The 24,736-nt window shown below is 62.0% G+C and carries 17 protein-coding genes and 1 pseudogene; 9 read left to right on the top strand and 9 right to left on the bottom strand.

Features of this window, described 5'->3' with window-relative positions; all coding sequences use genetic code 11:
- Positions 1-424 precede the first annotated feature (424 nt).
- The gene (locus tag BWR02_RS17990; RefSeq protein ID WP_139559292.1) at positions 425-1,345 is read right to left on the bottom strand and encodes a sigma-70 family RNA polymerase sigma factor; all 921 of its coding nucleotides are present in this window, start codon (positions 1,343-1,345) and stop codon (positions 425-427) included.
- A gap of 357 nt (positions 1,346-1,702) precedes the next feature.
- On the opposite strand from BWR02_RS17990, the gene BWR02_RS17985 reads away from it, so the two are divergent.
- Both BWR02_RS17985 and BWR02_RS17980 read left to right on the top strand, forming a co-directional pair.
- Complete coding sequence (locus BWR02_RS17985) at positions 1,703-2,065, top strand: hypothetical protein (protein WP_139559291.1); 363 nt, start codon at positions 1,703-1,705, stop codon at positions 2,063-2,065.
- Between the two features lie 958 nt (positions 2,066-3,023).
- The gene (locus tag BWR02_RS17980; RefSeq protein WP_162560226.1) at positions 3,024-4,286 is read left to right on the top strand and encodes a BamB-related PQQ repeat family beta-propellar protein; all 1,263 of its coding nucleotides are present in this window, start codon (positions 3,024-3,026) and stop codon (positions 4,284-4,286) included.
- A 616-nt stretch (positions 4,287-4,902) separates the two neighbouring features.
- Here BWR02_RS17980 and BWR02_RS17975 read toward each other — a convergent pair.
- Positions 4,903-6,420 (bottom strand): M10 family metallopeptidase C-terminal domain-containing protein, encoded by a 1,518-nt coding sequence (locus BWR02_RS17975; RefSeq protein WP_139559289.1) that lies wholly within the window; start codon positions 6,418-6,420, stop codon positions 4,903-4,905.
- A 1,082-nt stretch (positions 6,421-7,502) separates the two neighbouring features.
- Between BWR02_RS17975 and BWR02_RS17970 the strand changes: the two genes are divergently transcribed.
- From BWR02_RS17970 to BWR02_RS17955, 4 genes and pseudogenes are all read left to right on the top strand, one after another.
- Positions 7,503-8,375: a DMT family transporter gene (locus tag BWR02_RS17970; RefSeq protein WP_139559288.1), complete on the top strand. Its 873-nt coding sequence runs from the start codon at positions 7,503-7,505 to the stop codon at positions 8,373-8,375.
- Positions 8,376-8,641: 266 nt separating this feature from the next.
- Positions 8,642-8,839: pseudogene (locus tag BWR02_RS17965) on the top strand (transposase domain-containing protein); the annotation flags it as partial.
- A 789-nt stretch (positions 8,840-9,628) separates the two neighbouring features.
- Positions 9,629-10,591 carry a UbiA prenyltransferase family protein gene (locus tag BWR02_RS17960; RefSeq protein ID WP_139559287.1) on the top strand — a complete coding sequence of 321 codons (963 nt, stop codon included), beginning with the start codon at positions 9,629-9,631 and terminating at the stop codon, positions 10,589-10,591.
- A gap of 36 nt (positions 10,592-10,627) precedes the next feature.
- Positions 10,628-11,278 (top strand): transmembrane-type terpene cyclase, encoded by a 651-nt coding sequence (locus tag BWR02_RS17955; RefSeq protein WP_139559286.1) that lies wholly within the window; start codon positions 10,628-10,630, stop codon positions 11,276-11,278.
- Positions 11,279-11,698: 420 nt separating this feature from the next.
- Here BWR02_RS17955 and BWR02_RS17950 read toward each other — a convergent pair whose 3' ends face one another.
- Together BWR02_RS17950 and BWR02_RS17945 are read right to left on the bottom strand one after the other, a co-directional pair.
- The gene (locus BWR02_RS17950) at positions 11,699-12,094 is read right to left on the bottom strand and encodes a Crp/Fnr family transcriptional regulator (protein ID WP_162560225.1); all 396 of its coding nucleotides are present in this window, start codon (positions 12,092-12,094) and stop codon (positions 11,699-11,701) included.
- A gap of 992 nt (positions 12,095-13,086) precedes the next feature.
- Entirely contained in the window at positions 13,087-14,094 is a 1,008-nt protein-coding gene (locus BWR02_RS17945; protein WP_139559284.1) for an IS110 family RNA-guided transposase, read from the bottom strand.
- A 540-nt stretch (positions 14,095-14,634) separates the two neighbouring features.
- On the opposite strand from BWR02_RS17945, the gene BWR02_RS17940 reads away from it, so the two are divergent.
- Positions 14,635-15,000 carry a SpoIIAA family protein gene (locus BWR02_RS17940; RefSeq protein ID WP_139559283.1) on the top strand — a complete coding sequence of 122 codons (366 nt, stop codon included), beginning with the start codon at positions 14,635-14,637 and terminating at the stop codon, positions 14,998-15,000.
- A gap of 664 nt (positions 15,001-15,664) precedes the next feature.
- Here the strand turns inward: BWR02_RS17940 and BWR02_RS17935 are convergent.
- The 4 genes from BWR02_RS17935 to BWR02_RS17920 form a co-directional block, all read right to left on the bottom strand.
- Positions 15,665-16,501 carry an SWIM zinc finger family protein gene (locus tag BWR02_RS17935; RefSeq protein ID WP_139559282.1) on the bottom strand — a complete coding sequence of 279 codons (837 nt, stop codon included), beginning with the start codon at positions 16,499-16,501 and terminating at the stop codon, positions 15,665-15,667.
- 2 nt (positions 16,502-16,503) lie between these two features.
- Positions 16,504-19,593 (bottom strand): DEAD/DEAH box helicase, encoded by a 3,090-nt coding sequence (locus BWR02_RS17930; RefSeq protein WP_139559281.1) that lies wholly within the window; start codon positions 19,591-19,593, stop codon positions 16,504-16,506.
- A 227-nt stretch (positions 19,594-19,820) separates the two neighbouring features.
- Entirely contained in the window at positions 19,821-20,093 is a 273-nt protein-coding gene (locus tag BWR02_RS17925) for a cytochrome c (protein WP_139559280.1), read from the bottom strand.
- Between the two features lie 11 nt (positions 20,094-20,104).
- The gene (locus BWR02_RS17920; protein WP_139559279.1) at positions 20,105-21,328 is read right to left on the bottom strand and encodes a molybdopterin-dependent oxidoreductase; all 1,224 of its coding nucleotides are present in this window, start codon (positions 21,326-21,328) and stop codon (positions 20,105-20,107) included.
- A 287-nt stretch (positions 21,329-21,615) separates the two neighbouring features.
- Here BWR02_RS17920 and BWR02_RS17915 point away from each other — a divergent pair, with 287 nt between their 5' ends.
- Both BWR02_RS17915 and BWR02_RS17910 read left to right on the top strand, forming a co-directional pair.
- A complete protein-coding gene (locus BWR02_RS17915; RefSeq protein ID WP_162560224.1) occupies positions 21,616-22,299 on the top strand; it encodes a TMEM175 family protein in 684 nt (227 codons plus the stop codon).
- A 10-nt stretch (positions 22,300-22,309) separates the two neighbouring features.
- On the top strand, positions 22,310-23,926 hold the full coding sequence (locus BWR02_RS17910; RefSeq protein WP_139559277.1) for a hypothetical protein: 1,617 nt from the start codon (positions 22,310-22,312) through the stop codon (positions 23,924-23,926).
- Positions 23,927-23,996: 70 nt separating this feature from the next.
- On the opposite strand, the gene BWR02_RS17905 is transcribed toward BWR02_RS17910, so the two are convergent.
- The gene (locus tag BWR02_RS17905; RefSeq protein ID WP_139559276.1) at positions 23,997-24,575 is read right to left on the bottom strand and encodes a beta-class carbonic anhydrase; all 579 of its coding nucleotides are present in this window, start codon (positions 24,573-24,575) and stop codon (positions 23,997-23,999) included.
- Positions 24,576-24,736 lie beyond the last annotated feature (161 nt).

The following is a 24,736-nucleotide window of genomic DNA, read 5'->3' as shown; positions in this document are numbered from 1 at the left end:
TGCTGTCGTCGGCCATCGTCGTCTCCACGTTCAGGTTGTCTTTCGCACTTTCAACCTTACCGGAGTTCGCGATGGCCTCCCATCTCTGACCCTCGATTTACACCACGTCGCTGGACTCTACCGGCGGCCGAGAAAGCGCTGGCTAGATCGAATCGTTGCCGCGGCTCGCGAGGCTGGACCCGCTTGAGGACGCGATACGGAAGAGACGACGAGCCGGACGTTCCGGCGCTTGCTGGAGCGGCATCAACTGACGTCGGTGCCGCTGAACGCGACCAAAAACGGCCCGGCGGCGTAGTGATTCCTGCTGAACGGGTGCTCCATCACTCCAACGCTTAAGGACCGCAGCACGGTTTACGCAGCGCATCAACTGTCATTAAGTCGGTGCCGAGATTCTCTGTCGGCGAGAGTTAAACCAACTCGTGGTTTAATGAAACAGCACCTCGGCGTCATAGCCCTGTTCCAGTGCCAGTCGCTTCAGTTGCTTCAGCGCCGCATTCTGCAGTTGACGGACTTTCTCGCGCGGCATCCCGACCGTGGCGCCGATGGCTTCCAGCGTCTCGCCGTCGCCGCCGTTCAGACCGAAACGCCGCGTCAGGATCTCTTGCTGTACCGGCGTCAGGCTGGCCAGCCAGACCGGTAGCTGGCTCTCGACTGCCGTCTCGTGCAACTGCTCCGTGACGTCGACCTGGGCCTCGTCCTCGACCGTATCCACCATCATCTGGTCTGAGCCCAGCTTCACCGGCGTGTCCAGCGAGGTCAGCTTCTCGTTCAGGTGCAGCAACTGCTCTACCGCTTCGACCGATGCGCCGACGTGCGCCGCGACATCCTTCGGCTCCGGATCCCGCGGCAGCTTCATGGCCAGCTCGCGGTAGGCGCGGAGGTAGGTGTTCAGTTCTTTCACCACATGGATCGGCAGGCGGATCGTCCGCGACTGGTTCATCAGCCCCTTCTCGATTTCCTGGCGGATCCACCACGCGGCGTAGGTGGAGAACCGGAAGCCGCGCTCGGGCTCGAACTTGGTGACCGCATGCATCAAGCCCAGGTTGCCTTCTTCGATCAGGTCCAAGAGGTCCAGGCCACGGTTCATGTAGCGGCGGGCCAGCTTGATCACCAGGCGCAGGTTGCATTCGACCATGATGCGGAAGGCTTCGGCATCGCCCGCGCGGGCCAGGGCGCCGTAGTGCTTCTCTTCGTCCGCCGTCAGCAAGCGGGCGTTGGCCAGTTCGTGGAAGTAGACCTGGGTGAGATCCCGCTCGACCGTCTCGCTGATCGGTTCCGGCGCGAAAGCCGTTACGGCAACGTCCTGCTCAAAGAGGTCGGCCGTGTTGTCAGTGATGGCGTCCATGTGAGTCTCCCCAAGTCGGTCACAGTTTTCTATTCGGTTCGTGCTATGGATCGGCACGCGTGCGGAAAACTCGAGCGGAATTTTTGCGACTTCGGTCACAGAATCACGCCGACACCTCGGGGGGTGCGTCGGGTGGCCCGGAAGGGTGGATCGTTGCCGCCACGGCCGGAGGAGGAAGCCTCGGAGGTGAAACAGGATTGGGGTCTCCACCAGTCCATGTAAATCGGTGTAGCGCAGCATCCCCCGTGTCTGTGGCGTCACAAGTAGTACTAACACGGAACTTTTCGTTCCGAAACGTTTCGAATGCTATCGTTATGACTCCGAATCCGAGACAGCCATGAGGCAAGGAGACAGGTGATGAACATGAGAACGCACGGGGTCGCGCTCGCGATGGTGATGGCACTCTTCGGAACCGGCTGCGCGTCCCGCACTGAGTTAAAGCCACAGAGCTGGGCAATAGCCGTCCAGACTGCGGAGACACGGGAAGCGCATGAACGTCTGGCTGCCCATTACGACGAGATAGCCCAGACCATGGATGCGGATGCCGCGGAAGAACGGGCGATGCTCCAGCAATACGAGGCGAACCCACACAAGTACGGCAAGCGCCTCACGGATATGAAATCCCAAGCCGGGGCGATGATTCGCGACTTCGAACGCGCCGCCGAAGAAAGCCGGCGCATGGCGGCCTATCACCGGCAGATGGGGAAAGAGTCGCCGTGACAGCGCCGACCCGGCTCGGGTCGCTCGGGTTCCGCCGCTTAGTGCTGGCCGCTCCGTCTGCGCGGTACGTTCACGCCGCGCAGTGCCGAGACGGTCAACGGCTTCGTGGGAGTGCGGTCAAGTTGGTTTTCAGTGCCATTTTCGACTGACGACACGCGCTCCCGCATCCTGAAACTGGCTTGCCCCGGGTGCGCGCCCGCGATCCTTGTCTTGATCGCTGCGCGTAGCGTCAAGCCACGAGTCGCGCCCTGAACGGGGCGCGATTCGGCTGTCCTGGGATCTTTGAAACGGCGGCGAGCCGGCGATGAATTCCCGGCTTGGCCAACCAAGCCACGCGCTACCCCCAGAGCTTCGGCAATTCGCGTAACGCGACCCCTTGGGAGTTAGGGTAAGCCAGGATGGCTCCTGAACAGTCGCCGTTGGGCCAGCGACCATGTCTTCAGGCATGGCAGCCGCGCCATTCCTCCGGCTCCGCTAACCAACTCGTGACCATTGCACCGGCTTGGTGTCGGCAAGCGAACCTGACAACGTTACCCGGCACCATTCCTTGCGCGCCGAGCGCTCTCTCCGGTCAACGTGGTGCAGATCGAGTTCGTAAGTCCTTTGGCTAACCGTCATCCGCGTAGCAGAGTTGGGCCGTCCCATCGCCAGACTTCAGCCTGATCGTCTCGTGACCGTACCGCTCGCACCGAAAGGGAAACGCCACCCCACAGGTCAGGGATCCGGAGACACAGAGAACCCCAAATCGGTGTAGGCCGGCGCCGTACATCAAGGCGAGTTTAGGTAGTTCTACCGATTGTGCCACCGGTTGCGCCGCGACAAACTGCGTATGTCCCAGCGATGAGTGGAGATCCGCTGGGTACGAATTGGGTAGTCATTGGCGCGTTCAGACTTCGCATAGCGCGAGTGATCGCCATTACAGCAAACTTGATGAGGGAACATGAACGTGATGCACAGATTGCTGATCCGGCGGATAGCGCTAATCACCGGGCTGCTCGCGATGGACCAGGCGACAGCCGGTTCCGCCGACACGAATCGACTACCCAACTCTTCAAGCCTGGCGGTGGGTTGGAACCAAGCGGGTTTCGACGCCAGGCACAGTAGTTACAATCCTTATGAGACGCTCCTCAACGCCGGGAATGTCTCGCAACTGTCGGTCGTCTGGAAGACCACGATTGGGGACGGCGCTACCCTCAGAGCCGTCACCGGTGGCCGGGTATACCTGACAATAGGGAACCGCTTAGTGACGTTGCAGGCTGGCGACGGCGCGCCCGCATGGACGAAATCCTTCCAAGGGGACGTGGCCTCAATGGCGATTCGCAATGGCCGTGTCTATGTGGCGTCGAATCACGGCGCAGGCAGCCAGCGCGTCGGCACACTGACGGCGCTTCGCGCAGATGACGGCACGCTCCTGTGGACGAAATTGCGGCGAGGTGCCGAGTTCCGTTATGTTCTGACTTCGCGCGATGCTCTCTACACCGCGGTGACCAGACTGACGAAGAGTCCCGGTTACACCTGTCGAGCAACGGTATCCGCACGTAATCCAGTCACCGGAAAACCTGTGTGGAGCCGCATCGGGCCCCCGCCCGTCCCTGCGGATTCTCCCTTTTTCTGCTACGCGGCCGGCCCGTTGTCGGAGCGCGACGGTGTCCTTTACGCCAGATTCCCATGTACCGAACGTAGCTGTCTATCGCCCCTCAAGGCGTTCACGGCCAATACCGGCGCGCCCCTGTGGCGCAAGGACGACGCCAAGTTTGACGCGGTGCCGGTCGTTGGAAACGGAGCAGTTTACCTGGGCGGTAACTGGTCCTATGTGGCGTCCGTGTCCCAGTACGGTGCCACGGATGGAGCGGAGGGTTGGTCCTGGTCAGCGCCCGATGCCTTTGCGAGTGCCAGCCAGCCAGCCGTAGCGCCAGGCAAACTTTTCTTTAGCTGGGATGGAGATTCCGGCATCGCGGAGCTGAAGGCCGTAAGCAGCCGCACCGGAGCGGATGCCTGGAGCCAGGCAGGCTATTTTGGCAAACCCACCGTCGCGAATGGCTTGGTTTTTGTCGCGGGACAGGGACTCGCCGCCTTCAAGCTGGCGGACGGCATACCAGCATGGACACACCCGAGTCCTGACGGCGGGAACTTCGCGGCTTCCGAAGTGATCGTGGTCAACGGCCGGCTCTATGCGATCACGTATTCCGGCAACGTTTACGCGTTCGGCCTATCACCCTGAAGGGCAAGCACGCGCGGAGGCCAACACGGCCCGGGGCGTGAATCAGTCGCACGAAGTGAACGTACACAAGGCTCGCCGACCATCCAAACTGACCGCCGTTCAGCCCCAGCAGTCCCGCCGGCTTGTCGTGTCATTGGAAAAGCGGGAGCGGGCGCGGTCCTGCGTCAGCGCAATGCAGCCACCTATGCGCCGACCGGTGATGAGGGCCGGCCAACTCTCATTCGGGTATGGATCGCGCCATGACAGCCCGCTCCGGCGGTTTCTTTGAGGATACCCCGTACATTGCGCGAGGCTTCGGCGGTTTGCTGATGCGAGGCGTACTTGCACGCCGCCAATATGGGCGTGAACCTGAGCAGGCGGGGGCAGCGAGATCATTGATTCGTGCTGTCCCATCATCGTGGGCTCCAATAAGCCCATACCCGTGGACAACGGACCGGCAAACGCAGGCGATCGGCTGTCAATCACAGTGACTGAAGTGCGCGACCGCAGCACGGCAGAAACCGGTGGCCATCCGGTTGTGTGGCCACCAGGAAAGCACGACGGACCAGCGGCATCACTTGCCGAGAACTCGAGCAGGCACCCCGCTGGAGCCGCCGTATCGCACGGTGCTTTCTCCTCAGAGGTAGAAGTCGTTCGTGGTCAGATCCACTAACCCGGTGAGCTGAATCACCATGTTGGCACCCAAACCTTCCTCGGTCAGAATGATCAGATAGGTCGTATCCCGCGCATCGTTGGCGCGGTCCTGCTGGTACCAGCCGATGGTCCCCACTTCTACCGACCCGGTGTTCACCGGGACCCTCACCAAGGTAAAGGCGTCGTCGATCCCGGCGGTCGCCTCGTTGGCATCGATCGCTGAGAGGTCGATCTTGTCGGTTCCGGCCTTGAAGTCGAGGATCCGGTCGAACATGAATGTGATGCCTGAATCCAGCACCTGATCGTACGCGAATACATCCTTGCCGAGGCCGCCTACCAGTAAATCCAGACCCAGGCCTCCGGTCAGGATGTCATTGCCGCCGCCGCCCGCAAGCCGGTTCGCCCCGGCATTTCCGATCAGTTCCTGCGACAGCGCATTGCCGGTCAGATTGATGGCGGTCGTCGCGGTAGCGTCGTTCGTCTGCAGGACTTCGATATTGTTATTCGACCGGGCAAGTCGGTAGCTCGCGCTGGTGCTGATGGTGTCAAAGCCCTCGCCGGCTCGTTCGACAATCCGGTCCGACGAACTGTCGACGATGTAGCTATCGTTGCCGCCCCCGCCCGCCATCTGGTCATCACCGGTGCCGCCATCAACGCTGTCCTCGCCGCTGCCGCCGACGAAGATATCGTTGCCCGCGCCCAGATCGATCTGGCCGAATACCAGCCCATTCTGGGTCATTTGGTCATCGCCATCGCCCATGGAGACATCGCCGAATATGCGGCCCCCGCTCTGGTTGGTCAGCACATCGTCCATGCCGCCGAGAGAGACGTCCCCGATCAACCGGCCGGAGTTTGTCACGTTATCGACGGTGATATTGCCGGAACGGATCGCACTGCCGCCGACAGTGTCGCCTGAGATGATGGCACCTGAGTTCTCAATGACACTGGTTCCGGGCCCACCCACTTGGATACCGACGTCGTCGCCATAAATCAGGCCGGAGTTGATGACCTCGCGGTGATAGGCTCCGGGACCCGTGGGAGCCGCACTACCGACAAGAACCAGCCCTGTCCGATTTGCGAAGAATCTCTCACCGCTTGCGATGATGCGACCGGCGTTGTCGATTCGCACGTCGAGGAGGTTTTGGAATTGCATACCCGCGACCGACGCGCTCACCACGGTAGTCGTCCCCACCGTGATGTCGACCGATCCCGAATAATTCGTGGGTAGTTGCTGACCCAATACACCGAATGCGCCACCACTCAAAACACCGGCAACGAGATGGATCGCGTAGATATTTCCCTCGCCCCACAGACCAAGCGCTGCACTACCGCCGCTAAGCACTCCGTTCGTCGTGAGATCATAAGTCTGTCCCGTGCCCGCTAGATGAATCGCATAACCAGTCGCACTACTCACGAGAGCACCGCCCTGTATCAGCGTGTCGCCGACCTCGGTATAGAACGCGTCACCAGAGGTGGTGACGTTGCCTGGGATAGTTGTCATGGGTAATCCCTTGTCAGTTGGGGGTGAAATTCAGCGGGGCTGGGTACGTATGCGAGGGCCAGGCCAAATATGGCGGATATCGCTAGAGAAAACAGGGCATTATTCAAGGTGTTCGGCCTTTCTCCTAGTCGATTGGCATGAACTAACTGATGCTGACGTCATGGCTCCTCAGCGACTGGGGCAATCAATTTTTCGCTGATCAGCATGGCAGAGCCGACACTCGTAGTGCGCCGACCTCTCCCCCCTCCATGCGCCGATCGAAGAGGTCGAAGCAATGGTTCAGGTTGGCTTCTCCGAAAAAGGCGCCGGCTTACTCCCGCCTGTAGTAAAGGGAATGGCGGGCGAGTGGCCTCTTTGCCGCCAGCGTGGCCCCGCTTCTCGAAAGACACCCTGTCATCCGGTGGCGCCCGGACGATATCACACCGCAGGCGCGGCGTGTCAGATTCGGGTCTATGGGCAAAGCGAGGCCCTGTAACCGATGTATCCAGCGGAGGTCATTCCCGGACGATCCAATACTGGCGGCAGGCCGGGGTGAGCATCGCGAACTCCGAAGAATCCGGCTAGCTGCACGCTGAGCCCCTGGCGAAATGAACTGCTTGCCTTCCCAATCGAACGGTCCTGAAGCCGGCCCCGAACGCAGCTCCGTCCTGATCCCGTCGGCAATATCCACCTCGGAGCACGGAGGGCGAACTCGACGCGACGACGGGCCCGGGACTGGCCCAAGCGCGTGCGGTAAACCCGGAGGCAGGGCTTTGTTTCCGAAGCTGATGCCGGACGTAATCCACCGGCAACACGTATAATCGCATTGCGGTCGCGCCGTGCAGTTCGATGTCTGCGCCCATCAGCGCCGCTGCAGCCAACCAAGGCGCGCTATTCAGTCTCCATCACCTAACGGCACGCAACCCACGCGGCGCGCTGTTATTTGTCCCGCCCCCCTTTCCCGATCAGAATCTGGCGGACTAGGACAATCGGTGGGTCCCCGCCACCGGTCGTCGGGCGTGGCACTTCCCGGGCGGTAAGGGGCATGGGCCGCCCGATCACATTGACATTGCCTTTACGGCTATCGAGAGGTTTTCAAGCGAGTGGAGTTGCTGTTCATTTTTGGACGAATCCTGTCATCGTCGTTTTCCAGCGTCTTTCAGAAGCAGCTATCCCATCACGGGCTGCACCCGTTTTACATCGTCGCTGCCACCTATTTCATTCTGAGCCTACTGGCCGCTCCGCTGATCGGCCTGATCGACGCGCCCCTCCTTGGCGGCGCCTTCTGGATCAATATCTTCCTGGCCTCGTTGCTGGATGTGGCAGGCTGGATGTTTCTGGTCATCTCGTTGTCGAAGACCGACCTGTCGGTTTTCGGGCCACTCAATGCCTACAAGGTCGTGATCTCGACGGTGCTGGGCGCGTTCTTTCTCGGTGAGATTCCAAGCACCCAGGGCATCGTCGGTGTGGCGGTGATCATGGTCGGGAGCTTTTTCCTGACGCAAACCTCTGCCGCGACGGACAGGAGCCGGGCCTTCGGTCTGCTTCTCGAGCGCGGCGTACAGGCCCGTTTTCTGTCGATCATCCTGTTTTCCGTCGGCACCGTGTTTTTGAAGAACTCGGTTCTGTATGCCGGCGCCTTCGAAACGCTCATCTTCTGGTCGCTCTTCGGGCTGCCGCTGATCCTCCTAGCCAATGCCTGGTTTCTCCGCGACCGCTTCATCCAAAGCGTCAGAGCGTCCTACCCCCACCTCCACACGATCGTCATGGCCGGCGTCCTGGTGTTCCTGATGCAGTACCTGACGCTGGTTCTGCTGTCGCGGATGCTTGTCGCCTACGCGCTGGCACTCTTTCAGTTAGGAATGCTCCTGCAAGTGGTTCTCGGCCATACCCTCTTCAAGGAAGGGCAGTTCATCAGACGGCTGCTCGCCGGGCTCGTGATGATGGCCGGCAGCTCTCTGGTACTCATGGCCTGAGGTCCAAGCGCAGGACGTCGAGCACGGCTGTTTCGGTAGCGCCATAACAGCGCAGCAGATACTGCTGTCGTCCCAGTTCTCAGTCACCGGAATCCAGCCCTCCAGGCGAGGACTGGCGATGAAGGCCTTTCCCGCTTCGTTGAGGGCATCGATCCCCTTGCATCTCTGATGCGGCCGTTCGTCCGAGGACACGCGTGTCCGCGCCAAGTCGTGGCGGTCGGTCTGCGTGCCTTCCGATGGGTGTGCGACAACCTGCGGAATCCCGGCTGTTTGCCGATACCCCGGCCGGCGCTCACGCCAGTGCGCTGATCTATTCGCTGGTCGAGACCGCCAAGGCCAACGGCCTCGAACCGTACCTGTGGCTGCGCCATGTCTTGCGCCACTTGCCGAACGCTACCACCGCCGAACACCTCGAAGCCCTCTTACCTTGGAATTGCCCACCCGCGGATTCGATCACGACCTGATCCGCACCGCAGAGCCTGGGGTTTTTGGAGTGCTTGCCAACTTCTCAAGCTGAGCCCCGTGAGCGGCTGCTTTTCGGCCAGTTCTGGCGTTCGACTTCCGGTCCGTGTGAGTCGGCAATGTGGTGCATTGCTGCCGTACGGGCGTCGGGGGAGCAGAACGGCAGTTGTGTGATCTGGCGACGGTGTACTTCCGACCCAAAGCGGTCGGTCGACAGGAATGACATCGGATGGCTCGGCTCAGACTGAAGCGGTCATTGTGTATCGCAAACTGGACCGCAAGTCGTCGGGCCCGGCGCACGTTCATGACGCCCCGCCAACTCCTATCGAACGGCCTCTTTCCGGATCAGGCTCGAGTTCGGTCAGGACCATGCCTCTCTTCGCCGGTTTGATCCTCTTCTGGTTCGCCACTTTGCAACTGCAGAATCGTCTCTAGGTTTTTCGCTCGCGCTCTGCGCCGCACGGCTGGCAAGGTTTCCAGCGAGTGCCGGTTGAGGGCTCGTCGCCGGACTCGCCTCCTTTGGGCTGATCGCTAGCCAACTTGCCTCGCCTATCTGTTGGGCAACGGCCTGAAAAAAGGGCTGATCCAGGAAACATACGGGGTTCAGAGGCTCGCATTGGAGCAGGTGCTTGTTGGGCGGGAGTTAGAAGTGTGAAAAATTACCAAACCGGGCATGAAGTAATTCCGTTACTCGCTGCACAAGGAACCCTATCGTATGCACCACACGCCGGGAACGTCCGGCAGGTAGCCGAGTAAACGTCACTTCCATCCGACACCGAGGGTCCTCCATCATGATCGCGAAGCCAACTGCCCTGACTCTACCGCTTTCTTTGCCGATCACGCGGGACGTTCGCGACATCATGCAGGCAGCATGGCGTCGGCTGGCGACAGTGATCGACAGGGTGGCTCGCTTCGGACTCGTGTTGCCGATCGGGGCAGCCAGCATAACCGGTGTCGTGGCGCTGGCGCTTACGGGTGCGCTCGCGTGGCCCCTCGCGGTTGCGACCTTCCTGTGTGTCTATTCGAGCTATCTGATCGATCATTTGGCCGATGTCGGCGAACTGGCTCCGGAACATGAATCGGATCGCACCAAGGCCCTATCGAATCGCGCACTGTTTTCCGCCCTGGGTCAGGCGGCCTTCATTGGTGCGCTGGCGATTTCCTATGCCTACTCCGGACTCGCGTCGGCCTTGCTGCTGCTCTGTTTTCCAGTCGCGGTCGCGTTGTACGGCACGCCGCTGTTCGGAGCTTTGGCGGGGCGCTTCGTGCCGTACCGGCGATTGAAGGACATTCCCGGGATCAAGGCCTTCTACACAGCGTTCTTCTGGGCCCTACTGGTCGTCTACGCCGCTGGTTTCATGGCAGCGATTGAGCCGCGAGTCACCGGATTCTTTGTCGCGTACGTATTCCTGTCCGACCTCGTCAACACGATCTTCTGCGATTTCAAAGATCTCGAAAGGGATCGGTTAGAGGGGGTCGTGACATTGCCACTAATGCTGGGCGTGGAGCGGACCACGTTATGGCTCCATCGTGTGAATCTGGCGGCACTTGCGGTCCTCTGGGGTGCGGTGATGATGCACTGGGTTCCAAGCTGGTTGATTGCGCTGACGCCCGTGCATCTCTATATCGGGGCGGTGGTCGCTCAAGGGGCCACTTTGGTACGTCGGGGCGGGAATCCGGGCGACGGTCCGATGGATGCGGCCTTCATGTTGTGGTTGCCGTTGGCCTTTATCGGTCTCAATCTTGGCTTCTGAACCAGATCGCTCTTCCTTGCCAACCGGTCGATTTCCATGAATCCGCAAGAAACCTTAATCTTCCAGATCTCGGGGACCACCACCCTGTTGCTGTGGGGGATGGCGTACCTGCTGATCATTCGGCGCGCCTTCAAGGATCGAAGCTACGGCATGCCCTTCGCGCCGATGTGCGTCAACGTGGCCTACGAGTTCACGTTCGGTTTCGTCTTCCCGGACGTGCCGCCGATGAACTACGCGAATATCGCGTGGTTTTTCATCGACCTCGTGATCGTTTACCAGTACCTCCGCTTCGGCCGGGACGAATTCCCGGCCCTGTTTCCCAGGAACTGGTTTCTCCCATCCGTTGTGCTGGGGATCGTCACAGCCTTTGTAGGGGTGGTTGCAATGACGGTCGAGTTCCACGACGTCAACGGCAACTACTCGGGTTGGGGTGACCAGTTACTGATCTCGATCAGCTACGTGGCGTTGCTGGCGCGCCGCCAGAGCATCCGAGGCCAATCGGTGTACATTCTGCTGTCACGGATGTTTGGCTCGATCGCGTTGATTCCGGCACAGTACCTCCAGGCACCAGATTCGGTCCTGCTGGTGTTCATTTACGTGGCGTTCATCGTGTTCGACTTGATCTATCTCACCCTGCTGTTGCGGCAGTGCCGCCTGGAGGGAATCAACCCATGGCGGCGGGTCTAGGCGCCAATGATCGCCCAACAGACCTTCGATTGTCGTATCCGGGTCATTGGGTACGATGACCCCGGTGTAGCCAGCATTATGCGGATCGTTGCTACAACCGCACTGCGGCCGTCACATTCGCGGTCGCGAACGGTGCGATCGCTCACGTTCGTTAGGCTGCCGCTGAGTCTCGCATAATCGGGCGAGCGCGCCGGACAGTGGCTATCGATCGGGGGGAAGCGACCGCCGGCACTGAGGCGACCCCCGAGCGCTCTTTGTGCCGGCGTCTCCGTTTCGGCGTCCGGCGCCTGTATCGCTTCCACCCAAAACGCCTCCGGCGCGTCGATCGGCGTGATGACCTTCTGCTTCACGGCCCGCTTCACCAGCCTCCAGTGAATGTGCGTTCCAACAGGGGTACGACCAGCAGGTGGCCGATTCCGGTTACCGGTTGGCGCCAGCAGCATGCAATTCATCGGTCCGCCGCAGCCGCTGGGCCAGGACACGCATGATCTCGTGGGCAAAATGGGGAGTTTCGGCCACAAGGAATTCGAAACGTTTGCGACTGACCGGGACGAATCTACAGTTGGTCCTCGCAATGACGGATGCCAAGCGGGGCGAGTGGTCGATAACGGCGAGCTCCCCGACGAAATCGCCCGGACCGATGTCGGCAAAGTGCATCCCCCGGTATTCGATCGTCGCCTCGCCGTCGATCAGGACATACATCTCGTCACCGTTGTCTCCCTCCCGCATAAGGGCATCGCCGCTCTTGACCTGAACGAAATCCTGGGAATGACGGAACAGGTTATAGAGGATCATGTCGAGCCCGATGGAATGCAAGTAAGAGGGTTGTAAGTCACGCTATTGTAATTGACGAGAGTTGACCGGACGTGCGTCCGAGGCCGAACCGGGATGCTCCCCGGTGCCAATTCAATCGGCAGTGATCGATCCAGCGTGACCCACCCTTCGCGCAGCACCTCGTTCGAATGGCGCTGGCGGCAACCCAGCGGCGCGAGAGATACTCCGAAAGAGTAGTCATGTGGAAAACACCTCCGTCGGGACGCACAGTTGAACCGTCTATCGTAACGGCGACAACCTGCAACCCGACGCCTTCATCGGAGTACCCGACGATCTGACCCGAGGGGCGTGGTGCCATCTGTCCGCACGCCTCAGCCCCGTGATAAAGCGTGGAACGTGCTGGGCATAGACCCGTTTCTCGGGTACCGCGCCGGCAGGCGCTCTCGTGCGGCTTTTGCGAGGGTCCAGCCGACGTGAGGTGTGCCGCCTTCGCTATTGTTGACCTGCATCGACGCGAGGCGAACGGGACACCCGCGCTCGACGGCGTCCGGTCACCACGCACGGTTTCCGTCGGCGGCGCCTGGGATCAAGGTCGCGACCAGCTTCGACAGGACCGGAAAGAAATGGGGTCGCCCATTAGCCAGCCGGAAACAACAGCCGAAGCTATACCCTGCCGATAAAATCAGCATTTTTAGCGTTTCAACCCACACAGCCCTGACTGACATCCGCTTCGCGCCCGATATTTCAGTGCGTAGGCGTCGGATGAATCATCCGCACCGGTCACCCATCTGGATCAAGGCGCGGCGGTGAGTAGCCTCACCGTCTGCCCCTGGCGCCAAGCGCCCCAGAAAAACCTTGGTTCCATGCCGTGTCCAATGGGTTTTCACAGATCACGTGGTTCTGCCCTTCGACAGTCCAACCCTCAAGTGGCTCGCGGCATGGGCGAATGATGTCCATCAAGGGCCTACCGTGGCGTCCAATCAGACACGATGGTTGCGCCAACCCCTTTTACGGGCTCGCCACGGTCGCCCCACTCAGGCAAACAGCTGGTGCGCATCGAACGGCACCTGGTCCCGCAGCATGTAGTAGGCCGCCCGGGCCAGCTTGTGGGCCACCGACCGGATGGCCACGATGCCATTGGTCTTGCGCTGCTTGCGGTCAAAAAAACGTTTGGCCAAAGGCTGGTAACGGACCGCGAAATGGGCGGCTTCGGCAAACGCCCAGGACAGATACTTGTTACCACTTTTGGCGTTGCCTTCGCCTTTCTTCTTGCCGTTGCTGACTTTCTCGCTCCGCACGCAGCGGCAATAGGAGGCGTAGTGACCCACACCGGGGAAGCGACGGATATCGCCGGTCTCCAGCGCAATGGTCATGCCCAGAATGGCGCCGACACCCGGAATCGTGGTCAAGAGCTGATAGTTCGGTTGCGGTCCGACCACCTGCAACAACACCTGTTCCAGCACCGTCTGTTGGGCGTGAATGGCCCGATAGACGAGGAGCGCGCTCTGCGCCGACAGCTGCTGGGCGGCGCCCGGCAGGTCCACCACGAAGTCCGCTTGCTTGAGCCGACGTGTGGCGATCCGCTCGCCCGTCTCCCGCCAGATCTGGCTCTGCACGCTGATCAGCTGCGTGCTCGCCGCCTGCATCAACTGCATCCGGCGCCGTAGCAAATCCCGGATGCCGCGCTGCTCCTTCGGGTAGATGTACCCCGTTGGCAAGATGCCCAGCCGCATCAAATGCGCCAGCCAGTAGGCGTCGTACCGGTCGTCCGTGTACTTCAACCCGGCGTACTGCTGCACTGCCGTCGTGTTCACCAAGCGCATCGGGTAACCCGCTGCCTGCAAACCGTCCACCAGCCAATACCAGTTGAAAGTCGATTCCACCGCCACTCCCACCAGTTCCGACCGAAACGGCTCCAGTGCCTGCAACGTCAGCGTTAGCTCATTCCCCAAACGCCGCTCCAAAATGCGGCGATCCTCGTCATCGATCACCACCACCACGTGGTTGTTGGAATGCAGATCGATACCACAGTAAAGTGCCATGACAGCCTCCTCGTTCTCTCATTGCCCCGGCCAGTGTTACCACTGCCCAGAGGAGGCTGGCTAGAGGATTATCAGGTTACTTCTTAGTGCAATACTTCGCCTTCTTTGGCCGGCCCTGGGGAAAGTACTCGGCGCAGTGGCGCAACAGTTCCTGAACCTCATCCCGAAAGTCCCGTGATCCGCGCACGCAGTCCGTGTCTCGATCGATCCGCTTACGTCAACATGAGTAAGCCACCAGCGACTGCCTGCGCAGTCGCCACTGGGCCAGCGAAAGTGTCTTCAGGCCTGGCAGCCGGCGCTATTCCTCCGGCTCCGCCAACCAACTCTTGGCCACTGCACTGGTTTGTGTCGTCAAGCGAACATAAAAGACGTGACCCGGCCTCGTTCCTGACTTGCGATCCGCCCCCCTGAAGCGCCAAACTTGCCACGATTGTTGAATCCGATGAGTCCACTTGCCGTTTGGGATGGGGAAGCCGACAGAGTCGGTAATGTTGTGCCGTGTTTCCGTGTCACAACGGATTTCTTCAGCAGGTGACAACCATGATCGAACGCATACCAAATCTTCCCGGCCATGTGGTTGGGGTCATCGCTTCGGGTCAGGTGACCGGGAGCGACTACGAAACCGTCCTTATACCCGCCATTGAGGAGGCGCTCGCTGCGCACGGGCGGGTGCGCATCCTTTATCAGCTTGCGCCCGGGTTCACCGGGTTTACCGTTGGCGCCATGTGGGATGACATGAAAGTGGGCTTGACCCACTGGAGCGCATGGGAGAAGGCGGCCGTCGTCACGGATAATGAATGGGTCGCGGGCGCGGCACGGCTGTTCGCGTTATCCATGCCATGTCCGGTGAAGGTCTTCTCCAATAAGGAAATTACCGAAGCGACACAATGGTTAACCGCAACGTAGCCAGTGCACCTGCGTGGCCCGGCACTTGGCGCAGCGATTGTTGATACGTCGCTTCTGAAGATTTTCAAGCAGGGTGGTGTTGTTCAACCATCGACGCGATGGCGCATGGATAGACGCGATGGCGCATGGATAAAGGGCTTGGCCAACGAAGCCGATCGGAAAGGGCGGCTGGATCGGCGAATTGCTGGCTTCAGGTACTCGCCCGAAGGCGCATCGCTTGCCAGGAAGGCTGGGGTAACCACGCGGTTTAAAGAAGTTCCTGCCGTTCGACCGTAAATGGGCCAACTGGCGGCTTCCAGGGTCAGTGCGCCGTCCAACCCAACGCGCGGACTGGCAAAAGACGGCCAGATCCGCCATTCAACTTCTCATGCTGAGCGCCGTGCCCGGCTGCTTTTCGGCCTTATGGCGCGCTCGACATAAGGCCAAAAAGCAGCCCTCCCGCAAACTGGTCGCGGGCGACCGGATTTTCTGCAATAAGCCGGCATGAATCTCCTGAGCCGACCGTCGGCAGCGGCTACGATCTCCCCTCTCCTCGCCATCTGGCATTGCCGGACACCACGAGCGCATGTTCGGATCGTCCGAGCCCTGCCCGGCCTCCGGACCCGATCCCTTGGCCACTCACGCGTGAGGGCCTCCACCGGCCACCGCGCCGTCCACGCCCGTCCTACCACTCCCTGACGCGCTTTCGGACGGCTTCATACACGCCCTCCATCACCGCAGGGAACGGCGTGTCCTTGGCCCAGAACTCCGGGAAGGCGCCGCCCTTCTTGACCAGCAAGGCGGGTACAGCCGCCGGGGTCACCGGATCCAGCGTGTCGGGCAGCCGTTTTCGGGCCTGCCAGAACTGTGCCGGATCGGTCTCGTCGGACGGGCTAAGGGGCTGGGGCTCGGTGAAATAACTGCCGACCGTTCTCACGGGCGCCTCGCCCTGTTGCTCCAGATGCTGCACCAGCGCCTTGCCGAGGGGTGTTTCCCGCAGCTGCCGGAACAGATCCTCGCGCGGCAGGCCCCGCAGTTCGAACAACAGGAAAGGATCGCGGTCCAGCTGAGCCGCCACGACATAGCACAGGCCCGCCACGTGTTTGCACGGGTTGTAGTAATCGGGGCAGGAGCACTGCGTCTTCAGGTCCTTGGCGCGATGGGGCAACAAGTGCAGGTCCAGCGCCTCGAAGGGCTTTTCGATCGTGTCCGGCACTTCGTTCAGCAGCAGCCGGGAGACGAAGGCGGCCCGGCTGCCCAGGTCGCGGATCAGTAGCTGCCAGTCTCCCGCGGAGATCGGCTGGAGCGCGATGCGGGTGTCGTAGGTCGGCTCCTTGTAGACCCCGTAATAGGGATTCACACTCCCGCGAATCCTGGCTCTCACGCCGCCCTTGTCCAGCTTCCAGCTCTTCACGCGGTCGTTGTTGGCGTAGCTACGGCCACGGGCGAGCCGCGCGGGATCGGTGAAGGCTTCGAGGGCCGCGATGAAGCGCTGGCCCCACCAGGAGCGTATGGATGGCATGGCTAGTCGATGATGGTGGCGCGGTTGAGTGCGATGAGCTGCTTGAACGCGTCGTTGTCGAGGCGCGCCAACCACGATTCATCGCTGCCGACGATGGCCCCGGCGATTTTCTTCTTGTCCTCGATCATCTGGTCGATGCGCTCTTCCAGCGTGCCGGGCGTCACGAACTTGTGGACGAAGACGTTGCGGGTCTGGCCGATACGAAATGCCCGGTCGGTGGCCTGGTCCTCGACGGCCGGGTTCCACCAACGGTCGAAGTGGAACACGTGGTTGGCGCGGGTCAACGTGATGCCGACACCCCCGGCCTTCAGCGACAGGATGAACACCGAGGGCGGCGTCTCCGGGTCCTGGAAGGCCGCGATCATCTGTTCTCGCTTCGGCTGCGCCGTGCCGCCATGGAGATAATAGGTACGGCAGTCCAGATGGCTATGCAGATGCCGGTCGAGCTGCGCCCCGATCTCGGTGAACTGGGTGAACACCAGGGCACTTTCGCCTTCCGCCAGGACATCCGCGAGCATGTCGGTCAACCGTTCCAGCTTGTGGGAACGGTCCGGCGCGAAGGGACTGTCGTCCTGCAGGAACTGGGCGGGGTGGTTGCAGATCTGCTTCAGCTTCATCAAGGTCGACAACATCAGGCCCTGTCGCTGGATACCGTCGCTGGCCTCCAGTTCCCGCTCCACATCCTGCACCACGGCGGCATACAGCGAAGCCTGCTCCCGTGTCAGATTGCAGAACTGCTTGTTCTCCACCTTGTCGGGCAGATCCTTGATGATCGCGGGGTCCGTCTTGACCCGCCGCAGGATGAACGGTTCCACCAAGCGCTTGAGGCGGACCTGGGTCTCGGCGTCATTCTCCCGCTGGATCGGGGTTTCGTAGTGCTTGCGGAACTGGGCCTGCCGCCCGAGATAGCCGGGGTTCAGGAAATTGAAGATCGACCAGAGGTCCAGCAGGCGGTTCTCCACCGGCGTCCCGGTCAGGGCCAGCCGGTGGTCCGCGTCCAGCTTGAGGACGGCCTTCGTCTGCTTGGCCTCCGGGTTCTGGATGTTCTGCGCCTCGTCCAGCACCACCCGCCGCCAGTTCTGCGAGTGAAACAGCTTGGCGTCGCGGAGGACCAGCGCGTAGGACACGATCACCACGTCCACCGCGGCGATCCGTTCGGCGAAGTCCGCCGGCTCCTTGAGACGCCTGGCGCCGTGATGGAGCCAGGTCTTGAGGCCGGGGGCGAAGCGCTCGATCTCCTTGCGCCAGTTGCCGAGAACCGAGGTCGGCGCGATCAGCAGCGTCGGTGCACCCGGCGCGCCGGCCGGTCGTTCCGACAACAAAAGGGCGATGACCTGCATCGTCTTGCCGAGACCCATGTCGTCGGCCAGGCAGCCGTTGAGCCCCAGGCCTTCGAGGTAACCCATCCAGGCCACGCCGCGTTTCTGGTACTCGCGGAGCGTGGCCCGGAGGCCCGGCGGTTCGTCGACGGGTTCCAGGCGGCTGCGATCGCGCAGCTTCTCGAGCATGGCGGCCAGGGTATCGTCGGGGTCGACTTCGAAGACATCGCTTTCCTCGGCGGTGCGGCGCAGCAGTTCCTGCATGCCCAGCGCCTCGCCGGCTTCGCCCTGCCGTTTCCAGAAATCCAGCATTTCGGCCATGCGGTCGCGGTCCAGCACCACCCATTCGCCCCGGAACTGCACCAGCGGCGCCTTGGCCTCCACCAATTGCGCCCATTCCTCGGGGCTGACGGCTTCTCCGCCCAGCGTCAGGTCATAGCGGTACCGGATGAGTTCGTCGAGGCTGAGGGCGCTCCTGGTCGCGGCGGCGGCGGCCTTCTTGCCGGCCGGACTGCCGCGCATCCGCAGCTTGGCGCGGCGACGACCCTTGGGCGTCCACCAGGACGGCACGATGACCCGATAGCCGGCCTCTTCCAGCACCCAGGCCGTTTCGGTCAGAAAGGCGAACGCCTCTTCCAGGCCGAGCATGGTCCCGGAAGGACAACCGGTTTCCAGGGCCTCCCACAACGACGGGTAGATGCGCGCCGCCTGGCCCAGTTCCAGCAACAGCGCCGACTCAAAGTCAGCGCCGAAATCCCGGGCAAAGGCCGCCCTCGGTTCGGCCTGGCCACCGCCGTGGGCCACCATGTCCCAGTAAGCCGCCAGCGGCACTTGCAAGGACGGGTCGTCGCGAGCGATGGCGCGGAATTCCAGGGCCCAATGATCCGGATTCGCGGCATCGGGCTCGTGCAGTTGCAGTCCCAGTTGAAAGCTCCGCCGGGCATCGCCGCCGATCACCCGACGGCGCCACTTCGCCCATTGCCGGCCCGCCTCCAGCGTGTCGGTCGTGAGCCACAGAGAATCCGCGGCGGGCCGTAAGGCCGGGGCGAGCGGCGTGTCCTCCAGCTTCTTTTGCAGAGCCTGAGTCGGCCTCGCCAGGGCCGCGACCCGCCGCAACAAGGCCTCGGCACAGTGGCGCAGCGCGGACTCGGCGTCGAACCCCGGTGCTGCGCTGCCGGGCATCCGCGGCACCGCGTCAGCGATCAGGGCCTCGAAATCGTCCGGGGCAAATTCCCAGCCGGCGTAAACCTCGTAGCGGTCTTTGCCGGTCGATGGAGTCCGGTAACGGACAGCAGGCAGGTACTGGTCGCGGAGCAGCAGATGGCGGAGGGACTGCGTGAACCAATACCAGAACAGGAAATCCTGCCCCGCCCGCGTGGCGTCGTTCTGAAAGATCAGTCGGAAATGCAGATCGTTGATCGCCTGGATGGGCCGCTCGGTCAGTCGATAGCAGTCCACCTGCCAGCTTTGCCAGTTTGGCACCGGATCGTCCTCGCCCGGTTCGCGCAATTCCAGAGAGGCCAGGGGGCTCCCGTTCGCACTCGGCAGAACCAGGGCTTGCGGCTCGAAATGGGCAGGTCCGGCTGGGAAATCGCCGATCTCCGTCAGCCAGGCCGACAAGCTCCCGCTGTCCAAATGGCGTGGGTGGAGGTCTGCAGTGCCGGGCCGGTGCTTGACCGGCTGTTCGGTCTCCAGCCAGAGTCGGAACTCACCCGGCCGAATAAACGCCGGTTCGGGATCGGGGCGCCAAAAAAGATGGAGGATGTTTGCCACGGTGGCAAAAGGACGTCTGAGCAACGGGAAAGCGGGGCTGAATTTTCTCCCGGAGGCTAGCAGCGTGACGCCGGGATGTCACCCGGTCCGGTCGCAAGCTGTGCCGGTACCCGGGGAATTGCATGAAGGCCAAAAGGGGCTCGCAGAAGCGCATGCGGGTTCGTGCGCACGGCGCACACCACCTGGGCATCCCGTGCGCCACGCGCACGAAGTCACTGCGGACTGCGTCAGCGACCGTAGTTGGAATTCAGATAGCGCAGCAGGACTGGGATTTCATCGACCTGGATGGGCGCCCCCAGCTTCACCATTTTGTCGATTTCCTTTGCCCAGCCCGCCGGATCCAGAAAGGGCGAGTTCATCGGGATGTAATCGAGGCTATGACAGATCGCGCATTTCGCGATGACGAGATCCTTTCCGGGGCCCTCCTTGAGCCGGATCAGGCTTTCGTCGGCCGCGGCGAGCATCGGGAAAACCAACAGCAGGCACAGGAGTCGTTTCATCGTCTGCGCTCTCAACCCACGTGTACCGTAACGCTCTGCACGGCATTGTGATGGTATCCGGCCGGGTTTGCGACGGGCTCGGACGCCTGTACCTGCCCGGCCCGGTTCGTGGCCCGGACCTTCACCGTGACATCACCCGTCCGCGCCGTTCGAACCAGGTAGCTCCAGGGCCGCCAGGTGAATCGCCCGCGATCAGGCTCCATGGTCGCCGCCTGCCAGGTCGCGCCGCCATCGGTCGACACGTCGACCCGTTCAATGCCCTGTCCGCCATCCCAAGCCATGCCCTTCACCTCGATAGGCTGGCCCGGCCTGAAGCCCTGGCCCTCTTCGGGCGACACGATCAGCGAATTGACCAGGAGTTCGGTGATGGCTGCAGTGGTGTCGGTCTCCTGGGAAGGGAACCGGGCGTCCGTGACGAACAGTCCCTTCGGCAGGCGATAGGCGGATTTCATCCAGAAGCTGTCGAGCGGACGGGATACCACATTGATGCCGGTCAGGTGCTTGAGCCAGTAGCTCGCGGCCCAGCCCGGCACGACAAGACGGGCCGGAAAGCCGTTCCAGTGCGGTAGCGGTTCGCCATTCATCGCGAAGGCGATCAGGGTGTTTTCGTCCAGCGCCTTGGCCAGCGGCAAACTCTTGGAGAAGTCCGGGGTACTGGGGAATACGCCGGAGTCGGCGCCCTCGAACGTGACTTCCAGCGCATCCTTGGCGAGGCTGGCCCTGGCCAGCACATCGCGCAAACGCACGCCCTGCCAAAGGGCATTGCCCATGGCGCCCTGCCCCCACTGGATACCGGGCGAATGGGGCTGGAACAAACCGCGACGGTTGCCGGCGCACAGGCACAGCGCCGGCAGCTCGATGACCTCGAAGTTGCGCCGCAGTTCGGCTAGCGTAAACGCCATAGGCTTTGCCACCGCATCGCCGCCGATCTTTAGCTGCCACTGAGCGAGATCGACTTCGGGAATGGCCGAGAGGTGATAGCGCACGAAAAAGCGGTCGTTCGGAGTGTAGAACACCTGGAACTCGGCCAGCGGCGTTTCGTAATTCGGGGGCCGGTAGGTCCGCTTGATCAGCGCCTGCTTGCCCGGCAACGCGGCCATCACGGCCGAATCGACGGTGCCCGCGGGCAAGGTCGCCGGCCGGACGCGGGACTCGCTGCACCAGGCACCGGCAGGCAGCAGGGCACCGCCAGCTGCGCCCGCGAGGGTCTTCAGAAACTGTCGGCGGCCTGACATATGTGTGCCTCCTCGGCTTACCCGGACTTCAAGACAAGGCCTGGACCCTTATGGCATTACGCCGGGTCCGGGTCAACAGCTGCGAATCCCACCCGCCGGTCGTGACACCCTGGAATCAGACACCCCACTGATCTGTCGGATGGCCTAAGCCACACGAGACGGGCAATACTCCACACCCTATAATCGAGCGTCAGGCGGTCGGCACGACCGACTCATCGTGCACCGCGGCGCCAGTGCTGGGGTCCGGGCCGCTGATCTCGATGGACTGGAAGAGGACGGGTATCACCATGCTGCGGATCGGCAAAGCCAACCATCACGCCAAACCCCGAAAACCGCGCCAACTCGGCAAGGAGCGTCTCAACGCGCTCAGCGAGGGGGTCTTCGCCGTCGTCATGACCCTGATGCTGCTCAGCGTCATCGACGATGTGACGTCGGAAGCGTTCGACGTCCATCACATCGCGCGTTCGCTGGTGACGCTCTGGCCCAAATTCGTCGCGTTCTTCATCAGCTTCTTCGTCATCGGCGCGTTGTGGATCGGCGACAACGTGCTGCTGGACGACATCCGCTACGTAGACGTGCGTTACTTGTGGATCAAGCTGCTGTACCTGCTGACCGTGACCTTCATGGGGTTCTCGGCCACGCTGATCGGCGAGCACCCGGATCACTGGCTGGTTGAGAGCCTATATGGCCTGAACATGCTCGCCGCCTACCTCACGACCTGGTGGTCATTTCGATACGCGGTAAAGACGGGTCTGATGGAAAAGCGCATGGACAATCAGGTCCTGCTCCAACTCATCTGGCTCCGCGTTTGGGTCGGCATCGCGGCCTATGCGATCGGCCCATTCTTTTCGATCTGGAACCCGATGTGGAGCTTCGTTTATTTCATGGCGCTGGCCGTCGCCTTCGCGCTGGTGATGCTTTTTTCCAGCTTCGAATGGGCGCCGACCGCCGATGAGGCAGCGCCGGATTAGCGAGGGCACAATGACCTCTCGCGGATCGCCGACTGTGGCGGCCGGCAGTCTGGCGGCGGCGATCCTGCTGAGTGTTCACGCCTCCCCGACCCAGGCGACGGAAGGCGGCATCACTCTGGAGGCGGTCATGCGCCAGATCGAGGCGCTCAAGCGCGAGTATGAGCAGCGGATCGCCCGCCTCGAGCGACAGAAGCAGGCGGACAGCGAACGAATTGCCCGACTGGAGCGACAGAAACGCAGCGACGACGAACGGATTGCATCGCTCGAACGATCACTGACGCGCCCCGAACCCACCCTGATCGCGACGCCGGAACCACCCGCGCCCCGAACGCCTGTCGCTTCAGACCCAAAGCCCACCGTGACCGCCACGCCGGTGGGCGCGGGCACGCCCCGGACGGCAAGACCCTCACCCCAGGTCGAACCGCCAGCACAGTCGGCGTTGAGCCTGACCGGCGGCGGCGCCACGCTGATCGACGAAACGGATGGGCCGGTGCCGTTCTCGCTGAACGCCAAGGTCGCCCTCGAAACGCGCTACTCCTATTTCAGCCGCAGCAATGCCTATTGGACGCCCAACAACAATTCACCCGAAGCCATCCACGACTACAGTGTCATCGAACTGAACCGCGCGATGCTCGCCTTCGGCGGTTATGCGCTGACGAAAGCCCTCACCTACGACTTCATCCTGTACGCTTCGACCGCCGCCGGCAGTCTGACGCCGCTGGGCTACATCGGGTACCACTGGATGCCGGAGATACGTACCAAGATCGGCATCTGGAAGGCGCCGGGCACCCGCGAATGGTCGGAATCCTGGGCGTCGACGCTCGGCATCGACCGCAGCATGGCGACCACCTACTTCCGGCCCAACTGGACACCGGGCGCGTGGGTGGAGGGGACGTTCGACAAGGCCCTCCACTATCAGGTCTTCGTCGGCAATTCCTTCGGCGGCATGCCGCAAAACTATGAGTCCGATCGCCTCGGCACGGGGATGCTGTACGCGATCAATACCTTCTGGGAACCTTTCGGCGAGATGGGTCAGGGCGTGTCGGATCTGCAGGACCACGCCAGCCCCGTATGGCGGCTCGGGGCCACCGGGGTCTACCAGCACGTGCACGACACGCAGGCGGGTTACGACGCCGGCAATCCGGACAGCACGATCTTCCGCCTGTCGAATGGCACACCCCTCAGTCTGTCGGGGGCACTCGGTCCCGGCACTTTACTGGACTCCGCCCAGGTCTATCTGGCGACCCTGGACACGGCCGTGAAATACTCGGGTTTCGCGCTGTACGCCGAATTCATGTACCGCCACCTCGGCGATTTCGGCTATGCCGGTCCGGCGCCTGAGGTGTCGGCGCTGAACGATTTTGGGGGAGTGCTACAAGGCAGTTATTTCCTGCTGCCGAACAGCCTGGAGATGTACGGGCGTTCGTCCATCGTCAGCGGCCGCTACGGCACGCCCTGGGAAGCCGGCGGGGGCTTCAATTGGTATCCCCTGGCCAGAATACCCAACTGGGTAATGACGGCTGAGGCTTTATACATACACAACTCGCCGGCCGAGAATCTACTGACGCCTTATCGGGCCGGCCAGCGCGGCGTGGTGGGACAAGTGGAGGTCAAGCTGCTGTTCTGACGATCAACGGAGCCGGGGAAAGCCGGCGGAATGGCGAGCCCGAGCCCATGGCCGAGCCCGCCCAGAGGGTTCAGGCCGCGCGGCCGGCCTTCATGGCATCCGGCACTTCCACCAGCTTGCCGGTCTTGACGTCATAGATGAAGCCGTAGATCGGAATGTACTTCGGCACCAGCGTGTGATTGCGGATGCGCAGCACGTCTTCGACCACGCTCTGCTCGTTGTTCTTGATCGTCAGCCAGTTGATGTACTTGCCGTCGGCCGAGCCCGGGCCCTTGCCGACATCGTGCCAGCCGTTCGCATCGATCGTCGCGGTGTCCAGACTGCTGGACAGCAGGTCGCCCATGATGTCGTTGGTGAACAGTTCCATGCCGCAGTCGGTGTGATGGATCACGAACCATTCGTTGGTGCCGAGCAGTTTGTGCGAAATCACCAGCGAACGGATCGCATCGTCGCTGGCCCGGCCGCCCGCATTCCGCGTGACATGGGCGTCGCCCTCGGACAGGCCGGCATACTTGGCGGGATCGAGCCGTGCGTCCATGCAGGTCAGGATCGCGAAGCCACGGGCGGGCGGCAGCGGCAGGTGCCCCTTGTCGAAGCTCGACACGTAGCCTTCGTTCGCCTTCAGTACCTCGGTCAGGATCTTACTCATGTTCTTCCTCTGATCTCGTTATTGGAATGGACGTGTGCGGCCCACACGGTCAATGCAGCCAGCGGACTGCGCGGATGCGTCAGCCGCCTCACCGAGCATGGACGCCGGATTGTGAGCCTTCCTTATCGCCTCGGCAATGCCCGAGGATCCCGGTCGGCAAA

Origin of the sequence: Methylotetracoccus oryzae (assembly GCF_006175985.1) — a bacterium.
Taxonomy (GTDB): domain Bacteria; phylum Pseudomonadota; class Gammaproteobacteria; order Methylococcales; family Methylococcaceae; genus Methylotetracoccus; species Methylotetracoccus oryzae.
The sequence above is the reverse complement of the archived record's forward strand: the minus strand, read 5'-3'. Positions and strand labels throughout refer to the sequence as shown.